Annotated in this window: 7 protein-coding genes; all 7 read right to left on the bottom strand. The window is 35.4% G+C overall.

Going from position 1 to position 14,779, the window contains the following annotated elements:
* Positions 1–6 precede the first annotated feature (6 nt).
* On the bottom strand, positions 7–3,120 hold the full coding sequence (locus AC2DZ0_RS06135; RefSeq protein WP_484644375.1) for a SusC/RagA family TonB-linked outer membrane protein: 3,114 nt from the start codon (positions 3,118–3,120) through the stop codon (positions 7–9).
* A 399-nt stretch (positions 3,121–3,519) separates the two neighbouring features.
* Positions 3,520–4,347 carry a T9SS type A sorting domain-containing protein gene (locus tag AC2DZ0_RS06140; protein WP_484644377.1) on the bottom strand — a complete coding sequence of 276 codons (828 nt, stop codon included), beginning with the start codon at positions 4,345–4,347 and terminating at the stop codon, positions 3,520–3,522.
* Positions 4,348–4,772: 425 nt separating this feature from the next.
* A complete protein-coding gene (locus AC2DZ0_RS06145) occupies positions 4,773–4,988 on the bottom strand; it encodes a glycosyl hydrolase (RefSeq protein WP_484644378.1) in 216 nt (71 codons plus the stop codon).
* A 135-nt stretch (positions 4,989–5,123) separates the two neighbouring features.
* On the bottom strand, positions 5,124–6,683 hold the full coding sequence (locus tag AC2DZ0_RS06150) for a T9SS type A sorting domain-containing protein (RefSeq protein WP_484644379.1): 1,560 nt from the start codon (positions 6,681–6,683) through the stop codon (positions 5,124–5,126).
* Between the two features lie 207 nt (positions 6,684–6,890).
* Positions 6,891–8,807 (bottom strand): ulvan lysase-like protein, encoded by a 1,917-nt coding sequence (locus AC2DZ0_RS06155; protein WP_484644380.1) that lies wholly within the window; start codon positions 8,805–8,807, stop codon positions 6,891–6,893.
* A gap of 113 nt (positions 8,808–8,920) precedes the next feature.
* Positions 8,921–11,083, bottom strand: a complete 2,163-nt coding sequence (locus tag AC2DZ0_RS06160) for a glycoside hydrolase family 3 N-terminal domain-containing protein (RefSeq protein WP_484644382.1) — start codon at positions 11,081–11,083, stop codon at positions 8,921–8,923.
* Positions 11,084–11,186: 103 nt separating this feature from the next.
* Positions 11,187–14,657 (bottom strand): glycosyl hydrolase, encoded by a 3,471-nt coding sequence (locus AC2DZ0_RS06165; protein WP_484644383.1) that lies wholly within the window; start codon positions 14,655–14,657, stop codon positions 11,187–11,189.
* Positions 14,658–14,779: the final 122 nt, after the last annotated feature.

The raw sequence follows: 14,779 nt of genomic DNA on the forward strand, positions 1-14,779 counted from the left end.
TTCTATTTAAAAGTTCATATTAAACCCAAAGTTAAATCTCTTTAGTGTCGGGTACTCCCCTCTAGATTGGGCATCACTAGTAGTATTAAATTCTCTATCATCTGGCATATTAGACCATAAGAATAAATTATTACCATTCACAAACAATTGTAGAGAATTAAGTCCGATCGCTTCGCAAGCCTTCTTTGAAAAATCATAAGACAAAGAAACCGCCTTCAATCTTGTTAACGAGGCATCTAACCAGGTGTCTCTAGGATTCAGTCCACCTTGAGCTCTCCATTGTGGTTGTGTATCAGTATTGTTCGGTGTATCAACCGTCCAATAATTCAAATCATGCTCATAAATCAACGGTGTTTGTTGTGTAAACGTATTGTTGCTAAACCTTCTGGAAGCATTTTGTGTACCATACAATTGAGCCGACACACCCCAACCTTTGTAACGAGCACCAAAAGTAGCACTCCAGTTTCTTTGCGCACGCGAAGAATACCCAAAAGGTGTATTATCAAAAGATGAATTATAAATACCATCACCATCAAAATCCACAACATCATAATAACCTACACGCGTCAATGATTGATTGTTAACAACAGGTGTTGACATATACACATCATCCCAATTTGTTAGTATATCTGCAGGTATCGCCGATCTAGACTGACCAATTATATATCCTGCATCATTTTGGTATGCCGGACTAAATGCCGGATCATCTCTTTTTATGATTTTATCAATAGCTTGAGTAAAGTAATAATTACCATAGATATTCAAACCATTTTCAAAAGTATAAGTTGACGCTATTACAAATTCATAACCTCTTACCTGAACGATACCTTGGTTAAAATCTGGAGGTGTAGCACCGAACCAATCAGGAACCGCACGCTGTGAACCTACTACGACCACATTATCTCTGTCTTCCATGAAATAATCAAATTCTCCACTTATCAAACCTTGAAAGAAAGAATACTCTACACCTATATTACTTTTGACAGCTGTTTCCCATTGCAAATCTGGATTACCAACAGACGCCTCTCTGTAAAAAGTGTATGGTGATCTACCGCCTGAACCTTGATACGCACTTGGCACCAAGAAGGCTGACTGACCACTTTCCCATTGTGTTTGATAACCAAACCTAGTTCCAGCATTATCATCACCTAACCTTCCGTAAGATCCTCTAATTTTAAATTTATCTAACCAATCAACATTTTCTAAGAAAGATTCATTAGAAACAGTCCATCCTAGTGCTAACGACGGAAACAAATCAAAACGATATCCCGGACCATACTTTTCAGATCCATTATAAGCTCCATTTACATCAATAAAGTACCTTAAATCGTAATTATAAGTTAATCTTGCAACCCAATCCTCTCTGCGTCGAGGGAATACACTCCCTTTTGCATACTCCTGTCTTCTAAACAAGAACAACCCAGTTACATTGTGTTTCTCAGCAAACTTTTTTTGATAGTTTAATGAAAAATCATAAGTCATTCTGCGCTCTCTTTGACTATTTTCTACCACTGAAGGATCAATTGTCCATGGAGCACGAACATAATCAAAACCATTCACTCCACTCGCAGGTTCCAATTCTTCAACACCATTATCGTAGATTCTGTATTCAACAGGAGTTTCGGTTACTGTTTGTTTACTTCTCATATTATTATCAAGAGAAAAACGCCCTTGAAAACTTAATCCTTTAGTAACAAAATCCAATTTTTGTTTCAAAATAAAATCGGTATTTACTTGAAAATACGTGAATTTATCATATCCTGAAGCGGATAAATTCACCACTGAATTAGAGAAAATAAAAGCAGGATTTGTAGACAAACCATAATAACCATCGTTGTACACTGGTGTATACAAACTCGGAGCAATTTGGTACAAACCATTTGTAACATTACCAATCGTTGTTGGTTTTTCTTGAATACCTAAAAAACCAGAAAGGTTTACAGATATCTCAGTAGAACTAGTGACTTTAAAATCAACATTACTTCTATAGTTAAATCTTTCATAGTTATATTCACCTAATGAACCTCTTCCATTATCATGCTTAGCACCATCAAAAATATCATTTACCGATTGGTATGCTAAACTTCCAAAGTACTTCGCTGATTTATTACCACCACGAACAGATAAATTCACTCGATAATCTTGTGCAAAATCTTTCAACAATACATCTTCCCAATCAACATTCGGATAGATTCTACGCTCCTCTTCATTCGCAGGATTAAGATATTTATCTAAAATGGACTCAGAAGTGTAATCTCCCCATGAATCTGGCAATACAGCTAATTCACGAAGTATAGAACTATTCGCTTGTTTGATTGCATCATAAGAATTTAACTTATTAGGCAATTGTGAAACCATTTTAACCGTTGAATTCACACTTAACGACAATTCAGCCTTTCCTACTTTACCACGTTTTGTAGTAATTAATATCACACCATTCGCACCTTTCACACCAAAAACTGCTGTTGCAGAGGCATCTTTAAGTACTGATAAATTCTCAATATCGTTCATATCGATATCAGTCATAGATCTTTCTACTCCATCTACAAGAATAAGGGGACCTCCATTACCATTCCAAGAACTCAATCCACGAATAAAAATCTGAATATCAGATTCTCCAGGCGTACCACTACCTTGTATTGTAGTTATCCCAGGTATATTACCTTGCAATGCTTCTTCAACATTAGCAATACCCGCAGCTCTTTCCATTAGTTCTTCTCCTTTCACTTGACTAATTGCTGCTACAACAGACTCTTTCTTTTGAGTACCATATCCAACAACAACTATTTCATCTAATTGCTCGCCAGCTTCTATTAAAGGAATGGTCAATTCACTATTTCCATTAACTGGAACTTCCGCCGTTTCAAACCCCATAAAAGAAACTACCAAAGTAGCATCTGGACTTGCATCAATAGAAAAGAGTCCATCAAAATCAGTTACCACGCCTAAGCTTGTACCCTTAACTATCACAGTAGCCCCAGGCAACGGCATACCATCAGCGGTAACAGTCCCTGTAACTGTCTGTGCTTTTGCTACTACGCTGCAACAGAGCAAAAGTATGGCGGTAATTAAACTCCTCCTAATAGTAGTCGGAACCTTCAAGTTCTTTTTTACTTTCATATATATATTAGTTATTCAGTTAGTAACATCAAATATAAGTAGAGCGGTAATCAAAAGTGTTCTGCACTGTAGTGATACTGTTAAATTTTTTAACATTCATTTTCTAAGGTATTATTACCAGCTAATCGATGATTGGTAAACAAAACAAATACAAAACAGTACTAAGCCTCCAACCCCCTATATGTTGTATTCCATCCAGACTAGATTATAAAAACAACACTAACCGATAAAATAAAAACGCAATTTACACAGCTGACTCACAATCGAAATTATTGAATTCCTTGTTCGAAAATCATTTTTTAAAATTTATATACCACTTAAACTTACAAAAAAATCATTTTGCCTTTTATTAAAAAGACAAAATGATTTTAAAAAATTAATTCTTAAAAAAGAGGTTGCTTAGTTTTTCACTAATTTTTGTGTGAATCTTTCCCCATTATTTCCAAGGATTTCAACAACATACAAACCACTTGGTAAGTTATTTACGTTTAATTCAATATCTCCACCACCAACATTAATTGACTGTGATAATACATTGCTTCCTACTATAGAGAAAACAGAAACTTTACTTACATCAGCAGTAGCTCCTTTAATTACCAATTGATCTCCTATCGGATTTGCAATTGTAAATGCATCTAATTCAAAAGTATTTACACTTGCCGCTGGTAAATCCTCGACAAAAACAAATTCTAATTTATCAATTCCACCGCCATCAAATTCAACAGCAGCATCTAATACCGGAGCTATCCCATATCTCGAACCACCTTCACCTGGTACTTTGATAAACAATGCATCGTTACCACCTAGACTAGTTCCAGTCTTTCTTCTTTGAAACCAATCATACTCGTAGCCAGCTGCTGTATCGTCCGTAACTGGTTCACCAACATTCGCAGTAAGTGTAATATTTTTACCTGAAACATTTCCAGCTACAGTACCCAAAGTAAGAACCGTACCCTGAACTTCGGCTGTAATCTCCATATAGCTTAATGCAGCTGCAGCTGCAACTCTATGGTCAGTAATTGTCCAAACTTGTGATTCATCATCACCTGGTTTCTCGGCAGCCCATTTTAAAAAACCTGGAGCTCCAACATCAATTGTCATCAAAAGATCAACTCCATCCGCTTTAATTTTGTACTTGGCATTTTTAGTCCATTCATTTTGAGCTTGTATCGAAGCTGAAAACATAACAAGTGCCAATAAAGTTAATCTAAGTAATTGTTTTTTCATCATAAAAAAGTTTAAGTTTAATATGAATACAATTACCGATTTTATTTTTGATATAGTTTACTGAACTATGCTGATGTTATAAATTTTTATAGTGTTTCCCTCAATTATTATCTACTTAATGCCTAATAATTTATAGGGTTTTAAATAATTTTATCCAGCAAAAAATATGTAACTTTTAATTTTATCGAAGTTCAGCAATAGTTGTTTTAGATACTCAAAATAGCCATGAGCCTTACGAATACTTTTGAGAAATTTATAGTCGATTTTTTTCAATTGATGGATGCTATGAGATTGCCAAAAAACGCACCCAGCAACTTGAATTTGGATAACTGATTTAAAATTCGCAAACACCCTCTGATTCTATACTATAACTTACTAAGGGTATTTATTCTCTTTAGATCATCAGTAAAACCTTTTGGCTTTCCTTAGTTGACATTAAAAATTAACGCGCCTTGAATGCCAGCGTTTTTCATGGCTTCCAAATCCGCTGTTATGCCTTCTTTTGTAACGTTTCCATTTATCCAAAACCTCATCGTTCGAGGTTTCTCGGATGCTGTCGGATTTTTAAAATCTTGTTCTAATTGGGCATTTTGAGATTTCAAGTCTGATAGAAAAAGACTTAGCAGCACTTCTACACACATATTTTAATATGGTAATTTCATCTTATTCATTTAGCAGATTGTAACGACTTTAAGATTTAATAACCTCCCTAACTTTTCAATACAAAAAAAGCCAAAAGATTTCTCTTTTGGCCTTTATACTTGGTAGTAAATATATTACTTAATGATTATTTTTTTGTGAATCACTTGATTTCCATTGGATACTACCCTTACAATGTACATGCCAGGATTTAGCTCCAAGTTCGTATTGACTTGAATGCTAGAATTCACATCTAATTTCTCAAAAACAACTCTCCCTTGTAGATTATAAATTTGCACTTTTACATTTTCAAATTTGCTCAAAGAGATGGTAAATTCTCCGTTCGACGGATTTGGGTATACACTCACAGTTTGCTCATTCAATTGTATTTCTGAAACATTTAAGGCTCCATCTGGAATAGCTTCCCAATTACTTCTATCATCAGTATCTGATACAATTATATGTGTAACAGATCCATCTTCTTCATGATACATGAATCTTCCACTATTTCTTGACTCAAACCTATAGTAATGATTCGCTTGATTATAATGAATAGTCCAAGTTTTATCAGTATCAACTGAAGGTGAACTTGTAGATGTGCTTACTACAACATAAGCACCTCCCGCAAAGCCTGCCCCTGGTGAACGTAAAATCCCAAAAGATTGACTTTCAATATTTGAATAATCTCCAGAATCTACAAAAGCCCAAAATTTATCTTCTCCTTCAGCAGAATCACTCATCGTAACGGGCTCAGATCCAACACCGGCATCTGTTAAAAATTTACCTGTTGCAACATTTCTCAATCTCACATATCCGTCGTTTGGATTCGGTACATACTCAACTTCCACTCTTTCATAAGTAGTATTTGCCCATCTAATTTGAGCTCTTCCTCCTTTAATTCTATAGGCTCCATATCGTATACCAGATTCAATTCCTTTTTCTGGTTCAGGAATATCCCAATTAAAAGATTCACCTCCAATCACAGCATCAGCATAATGAACTCTTTGTGAAGCATCATTCGGGTCTTCTCTAAAACCAACTTCTAAAACAATCTCAGTTTCTACATTCTTTTGAATATTCTTCAAAAAGACAACCTCTCTTCCATCTCCACCAGATCCTCCTCGGTAGTTAATCTGCTCTCGATACAAATCAAAGGACACTTGCACTTGATTCCCTTCACCGTCATCACCATATACCGGTTTCGCTAAGTATAAACAAATTGCTGGATCTGCGGATCCACCCCCTCCGGTATGTTTTCCTTTTGCCTGCATAATATAAGTACCATCACTACCTGAACTATCCGTTTTTCCTGTTTCAAGAATACGCACCGTTCCTGTAAATCTAGCATAACTTCCCACACCAACCTCTTGAGACCTCGTCAATGAACGTTCAATTCTCGGCTGTAGCGTATTTGGAGCATCTAAATGATTTGATCCATCCGTAATATTATAGATTCCCCAAACTGTATCATCAATAGTTGTTTCTTTATAGTTGGCATAACAACTTCTATCATCAATTGTTCCAACATTTACAGGATTTACTAAATCATCGGAAGTTCGGCTTTCATTATAACCTTCATCATAACAAGTATCATAAGGTGTACCATCTTCATCAGGTGCGATCACTTGAGCTCCTGCTATGAAACTTCCAAACATGAAACTTAAAGGTAGTAGTGTTTTAAGGGTAATTTTTTGCATAATTCTTTTATTTTAAAATCTATAAGTGCAAAATTAGATTGTCTAAAATTCAGCACACTTCTGTACTCTACCGAGCACACATGTTAATTACATAAAACAAGAATTCTTTTAACATTTGTTTACTGAATTCTTTTAAGAATAACCAATATCAAGTAAAACACAAGACTTATTCTTCATTTTCTCAAATCTATTAGCAAATACAAACACCTAACTAACCATTATAGAAAGCTCTAATCCATTACTCCCTTTTTGAAAATAAACTTCCAATGGTAAGGCTTCTACACCAGGTACCATATTAAAAGTTCTTTTACCTTCAGTAACTTTTATTTTTATCGGAGCATTAGCTTTAATAGTTACCAATCCTTCTGGTTTTTGAATAGTAATGTGATTCTCATTGACAAAAGTTACTGCTTCTTTTGAAGATGATACGATGGGCAATACAAAAGCAGTAGCTACTGTAATATGTTCTTCAGTATTGATATATATTTTCGTTTTATCTCCAGAACAACGATAAGTAATATCGAATTGAGATGCTGTTTCAATAACTTCTTCTCGATTTACGTTTTTCAACTTTGTTTTGGCTTCTAATTCAATAATACCATTAACATCTTGAGCAGTAACAGTCGCTGGTAGGTCATACAAATTGGTATACCATTGATCTCCAACAAATGTCTCGATTCGTGGTGTCAAGCAAATATCCTCACCCGGTTGTGGTTGTTGGTTATTTTTCTCTACTAGATGGTATTGAGCCATACTTGCAGTACAAAGAAGTCCTATTTTGTTATGATACAAAATACCTAATGAACCACCAGATGCCTGACGAAAATCGTATTTATAGTGATATTCAGCATCATAAGCACTTACGGTTCCCCTCCAATCCCCTCTTGCAAACAAATACACATCTAAATCTTTAAAATGCTTTACTCCATCAGAAGCCATCCTCGGGAGACTCGCAGCATCATTTATTTTTGGTAAATGATTCCAATGATCCAATAATGCGGTCAATGGTTTGGCATGTGTGAAGGTATGATGTACACATGGCAGAATCCCTGCCTCAATAAAACCAGGACCACCATGAATCAAACCATCGGAGGTGCAACGCTGTAAAAGTTCAGTATTTTTAACCGCAGCTGTTCCAAAGGCTGGATTTGCATCTGCCATCATCGCATAAGCTGGTTGACTTCCATCACATGTTCTACTGCCCCAATAGGTCCATTTATACATTCGGTTTCCCCAACTATTGTCCCAACCACCATCAGGTAACATAAACTCTAAATGGCTGTTTAAGGATTTTTCTAAAATTTGAAGTAACTCTTCATCTTTAGCCTTTAGCGCATACATCACTAAGCTATTCAAGGTTTCTTCTACATTATACCCTAAATCTACCCCGTGTAAACCTTTTTCACTTAATTTGCTAGAGCTTTTTTTGCATTCTCCATATAACAACCCTTCGTTTTCGGTAAAATACTCTCTCACCTCAACAGCTAGCTTTTTACTTTTGTTTTTAAAATCTTCATTACTTACTACATCTCCAATAAGATCAAGACCGTAAACTGCAGTACCAGGATAATTGATATTCGTAAAATCGATGGTAAAAGTATCATGTAAATATTGCCCCGCTCTTTCAAGACGTAACATCCATTTTTCTTTTGTCTCCTTATCCAAAACATGACCATGATAGTGTAAAGCTTCAGCTAAAGCAATAGCTCCAAAAACTGTAATTCCTTTCCAAGACTTCGGGTTTTTAATAACCGTCCATGCTCCGTTTTCTTGAGATACATTATTTTCTGCCCAAGTCATAACTAATTTCGCACCTTCTAGGTACTTTCCATCACCTGATATATCTGCCATATATAAAAATGGATATACAGCATCCATGCATCTTCCATGGATATGAGAACAAGATGGACAGTCTAATGCACCATGTAATTCAAGATTTGATGGATCATTGATTTGAAGTTTTAACATTCCATCACACCATTCTTTCAATAAATCAGAGGTTAATTTCTTAAATTCTACCGAATGATTTTCAGTCTTGGAACATCCTATGATTAAATCTGAAAATGGAAGTAGCATTCCTACACCTATCATTCCAGTACTTTGTAAAAATTCTCTTCTATTCATATCATCCTTTTTTAAATAAAAACTAGTATCCTATCTTCAGGGGATACTAGTTTTTAACTCAATCTATTATTTACTCTATTAAAAGGCTATAGCACACTTTAAATGTCGCTTCATTATTTCTTAACCCGAAACTGAATCTTCTGTAGATCTTCATTTTTGGATGAATTTCCAATATAAATGGTGAATGTACCTGGTTCTACTACTTTAAGTAGCTCTTGGTTTAACACATTTAATTCATTAAACCCTAATGTAAAAGACACCTTTTTTGTCTCCCCTGGTTTTAGAGAAATACGCTCGAACCCTTTTAACATTTTCAAATAGCGTCCGACAGAAGCGTAATCATCTCTCACATACATTTGAATTACTTCATCTCCTTCAACTTCACCCGTATTCGTAACTTCAACAGAAACTGTAGTTGTTGCATCTACATCGATTTCAGGTTCCTTTAATACCGGCTTTCCTATGTTGAAATCTGTATAACTCAATCCATAACCAAAAGGATATAAAGGTGTTTTAATAGCATCGTTGTATAGACCTTTACCTGACCCTATAAAATCAGGACGTTCTAAATAAGTTACAGGTAATTGTCCGACAGATCTTGGGAAAGAAACTGTTAACTTTCCTCCAGGGTTCACATCACCAAAAATCGCATCAGCAATAGCGTCACCTGAACGCATTCCTAAATACCAAGTTTCTAAAACAGATGGAATATTTTCCGCTATATAATTAATTGATAATGGCCTTCCATTGATCAATACAACGATTACCGGTTTTCCCGTTTCTTTAATAGCTTTTACTAAATCATTTTGAACCCCTATCAAATCTAAATCAGATCTATCAGCTCCTTCTCCCCCAGTTCTTCTTGAACCACCGACAACCAAAACCACTGCATCAGATTTCTTTGCAGCAGCAATAGCTTCATTAAAACCTTCTTTTGAGTCGTCTTTCAATGCACAACCTTGAGCATAATTTATTTTTAATTTACCTGCTGTTTTATTCTTTAATCCATCTAAAACAGATACATAATATGGTGGCAGACCTGAATACCCTCCTAACAATGTGTACGTACCTTTTTTAGGTCGTGCCTCATGAGCATTAGGACCGATAACTGCCAATGATGTTAGTTTTGATATATCTAAAGGCAACAAATCATTATCATTCTTTAATAAAACTATCGCTTTCTTCGCCATTTCATAAGAAAAATCTTGATGTTCTTTTGTGCTTACTACGGTATCCTTCTTTACCGAGTTTTGCGTTGAACCAAACAAACCTAAATCATGTTTCGCTTTTAATATTCGATGAACCGACTGATCCACATAAGCTACCAAGTCTTCATTTTTCTCAAGAGTATCCTTTAAAATAGTTGAATGGTAAGTATACAAAGGCAAGTGTTTTCCTAAAACCAAATCCATATCAACACCCGCTTTTAAACCCAAAATGGCAGCTTCTGTTCTCGTTTCAGGAATAAAATGCATTGTTTGCAACCTTCCAACATCATTGTTATCTGAAACTAAGAAACCATCAAAACCTAGTTCGTCTCTCAAAACATCTTTCAACAACCAAGTATTCATATGACAAGGAACTCCATTGTAATCTTGATGACCAGGCATAATACATCCTACATTGGCTTCTTTGATTGCAGCTTCAAAAGGTGGCAAATAAATTTCTCTTAGTCTTCTTTCAGACATATCACTAAATCCACCGTTAATACCTCTTCGATTCTCTGGGTAACCGACAAAATGCTTCGCGGTTGTCAATACGTGATTTTTATCTAAACGCTGACTTCCCATTCCTTGCATTCCTTGAATAAAAGCAACTCCCATTCGTGATACCAAATAAGGATCTTCACCATAAGATTCTTCTACTCTACCATATCTCGCATCACCTGAAATCACATCTAAATTTGGTGAATAACAATGTGTTATGTTTAGTACTCTTGCTTCTCTTGCGGTTTGAGATGCCATTTTTTTTATCAATGCTGGCTCCCAAGTTGAGCCACATGCAATCGCTTGAGGATATACAGTTACACCGTCATACCAAAGTCCATGTAAACCTTCTCCAAATTTCATGAATGGAATTTGTAATCTTTCGTTTGCCGGAGCATCTTGCGTTAATTCTGCTATTTTCTCATCCAAAGTCATTTCAGCAACCAACTTGGATATTTTTGAATTCACCACATTATCTTCAGCTGTTAAACTGTTATCATTAACATTACTTTTACATGCTGTAAAAATGCTTGTTCCAATTAAAGCTGCTATCAACCATTTACCCTTCATTAGTAGACTAATTTTTGTTTTTTTTACTAAGTTAAAACAAGTCCCTCTCATAGCTGTTATGTACAATACTGAGTGAAGTGATATAAAAAGAAAAGCCCCTTATCTATGGAACAATTTCTAAAAAAACAGGACCAATTAAGCCTGATTTATCTAAAATTTTATCATTTGATTTCGGGGGGTTGGTTGTCCAAGTTTTTTTGTTGTCCTTAGGTCTTGTTCGATCAAAAATCAATTGATTCCTCCAAGTATTCGTAACTTTAACCTCTAGGGCATTTTCTCCAATATTCACATCGTTTGACAGATCGAATCTAAAAGGAGGTGCCCATTTCACATCTACTTTTTTACCATTGCACCAAAGCTCAGCAATATTACCTACCTCTCCCAAATCAACAATCACTGCAGCTGATTTATCTTTCAATTCAAAGGTGTTTTGATAGCAGATTGTTCCTGAAAAATGTCGTATTGATTCATTTTTATATTCGGACAAGGACATTAATTTTGGTAATTTTATTGACTTTGGCGTATCCCAACCAGATTCAAACAACACCTGCCAATTACTTGAGAGTTGTTGCTTTTCTAACTTTAACTCAATGTTTTTTACTTCGTTATCCTTGATGAAGGAATAAGAGCCTGCTAAAGAAGATATAAATTTGTCATTTTTCCAGTGTATCTTAGGAATAGTATTCATTTTTTCGGTGGTAAACCAACCTTGTGTACTGCTCAAAATAACTTCATCGTTGAAGATGATATCTGTTGTATATGGTTTTGGCGTTCCGTTAGAAAAAACCACTATTGCACTTCCATTTTCATCAAATGAAATAGGCACATTCGTTCTCCTACCATCACTTTTCCAAATTTTAGCTTCCTTGATTTCTCCTGTAAAAGCATTCCATATTTGTGGTACTTTATTTGAGACTCTAAAACTTAAGGAAACATTCACCGGAGATTCCATTTTCGAAGCTATGAAAAAAATATCTGCATCTTTAGTTTTCCGATGTATCCATGTTAACTCTAGGTTTTCAGGTACAATAACATCTTCAGGGATTTGTTCTTCTTTTGTTATTACTTCTGAAATAGGTTTGCCCCAATATACTTTACCTTTACCATAGATTCGAGACCCTTCCTGCTCATTTCCCCACATTTTATTAGCAATCATTCTTAATTCTTTCAGGTCATGCTCATCATCCATTAAGCTAGGTGAATCAGTAGGTTTGTCTCCTAAGATTATAGCTCCTTTTACAACTAATTCTTCAAGTTTTTTCAAAGTTGACAAGAGCATTTCTTGAGAATCTCTTAATAAAATAACACGGTAATCTCCACCGTTTTCTATATGTATCTTATTATTTTTTACTGAGGTCCTTTCTAAAAGAATTTCGGCGTTTAAATAATCAAAACGATATCCCTTAGGGAAAGGATCTAAATCAAAAGGCGGCCTTTCAAAGTGATCACCGTAATACCATAAAACATCGGCCTCATATTCACCCTGCTGTAACATAAATTGATTGCGTGTCAAATAATCCATCCAATAAGGCATGTATTTCCACCAAGTTTGTTCTCGTACTAAAGGAAAACCAATGTTCCCACCAAAACTTGAACCCGGCATAACATCTGTTTGAGGTGTATGTGAAAACGTATGAAATACCAAATGATTCACTCCTTTCGTAAAGTTATAATCAATTAAGCTTTTTACTGAAAAAGGATGCTCATTCCATTTTACACCAACTTGAGTACACGCTTCTGCCGCTAATTTTGACTTGTTATATAAATGTGTAGCAGAGGCTGCATTATAAATTGGCTTGGCATATTCGTTTTGATTAGATGGTGCCTTCGGATACCAAAATTCAGTCATCGGAATATCACTAACTCCATAATAACGCATCGGATCAATTGGTAAAACCTCCCCTCCTGCACCTTCTGTATATACCTCTGCTCCCATGTCATTAGCCACAGTTGCAAAATGCTTAAAGAAATTATCTATAAAAACATCATCCATCGTCTGGCGTAAGTCTCTTAAAAATTTGGTCGTTACCTCAGCACTTTCAACAATATATCCTATAGTAGCAGGCAGGTAATTCTTCATACTGTAGCCTCTTCTTGTCTCAAACTCTGTAAACATATCTTCAGAATTTATTGTCCAAGTAGGTACATGACTTTCCCAACTATCTATTAACAATCCATGCAATTTCCCGTCACCAATAGGACCTCCATTTTTGATCAAATTACCAATCATCCCATTTCTTAAATGATTTTCAATTGCAATTTTATCTAGCTTGCTAGACTCCCAACCTGTAGCTTCAGGAACAGCAGGTTTATTGGTAAGACGCATATTGATATGCCCAAAACGCACAACTGTCCAATTTCCCTCTGGCACATCCCAAGTAAGTGTTCCATCAGCAGACATTTTATTAGAAATATTGACAATGTTTTTTGATTTTATGATGGTGTTTTCAGCATAAGCATATGTGACATTTTTTTCTAAACGTCGTAATACTTTTGCTGCTTTGGCTTCATGGTTATGAAGTCTCGGTTGCGAACTTAAACGAATCAACTCTGGAGCGATATGATGATTTCCTAAAAAGGTAAATACAAACTCATCGGAAGTTGTTTCTGGAATTGTTAAGGTGAGGTGTTTTCTTCTATCATTCCAATTCGCATCGGGAAGTTGTAAAGTGGCAACTTCAACTAGTTTATTATTCACAAGTGCCTCAACTTTTATTGCGACATCTATCTTCGGATATTGCGTATCCAAAATCATATGACGTGATTGAGGAAATTTAATTGTACGTAATGTTTCAGGTTTCTCGAATTTCGTCTTGACCCAAGTATTTTGGTTATTCACTTTTGAAATCCCATTACTTCTATAGGATTTCAAAGGCATGTCTAATTGACTTGTCTTACGCGTAACAATAATTTTTGAATTAGGATTGAAGATTTCCTTCCATGGAACTTTATTATTATTCGTTTCAATCCTCAGAGGATGCAACAATTCAGCATCGTCTCCTTCGGGAGTTGGAAACGCGAGTAACTGGATGTCTTTATAATCACAATCAGGCAAATAATACAAGGAATCTAATTCAAGTTTTTTTGTTGTTTTTTCGCCACCATAGACTCTATAAACAGTTTCTACAACTTCACGTTGTGCTTCTTCTGCTGGCACCCATGGACCTCCGGTCATAGACCAACCCGGGCAATTCTGCATAGTAAATTTTAATCCCAACCTTTTGCACTCATCTGCAGCATGGCGAACTGCATCTTCCCACTCTGGAGATAATATTTTAATTTGCTCTACATTAGGATAAGGTCGACCAGACTTATTAAATAAATGAATTCCCTGGAGACCTGCATTTTTTATGGCCTCCAAATCCAAAGTAAGTCCGTCCTTAGAAATATTATTCCCCATTATATGAAACCAAGTTTCTGGACGGTATTCTGTTGGAGGTGATTTGAATTTTTGTGATAATTCTACAAAGCTAATTTGATTTTCATCATCTCTAAACACCTTGTTTTCAGATTGACAACTCACAATTAAGCACATTATAAAAAAGCATATCAATCTATACATCTTTCGAGCCATTTTTTAAATTAATCTATAAATTAACATTTTTAATCATGCATAAGTATTCTGCTGTGTACTGACGGTATGCGATTCAACTTATTTACCTCAGTACACAACAACATAGTTTCCATAAAACAAAA

Source organism: Flavicella sp. IMCC45668 (assembly GCF_057219105.1).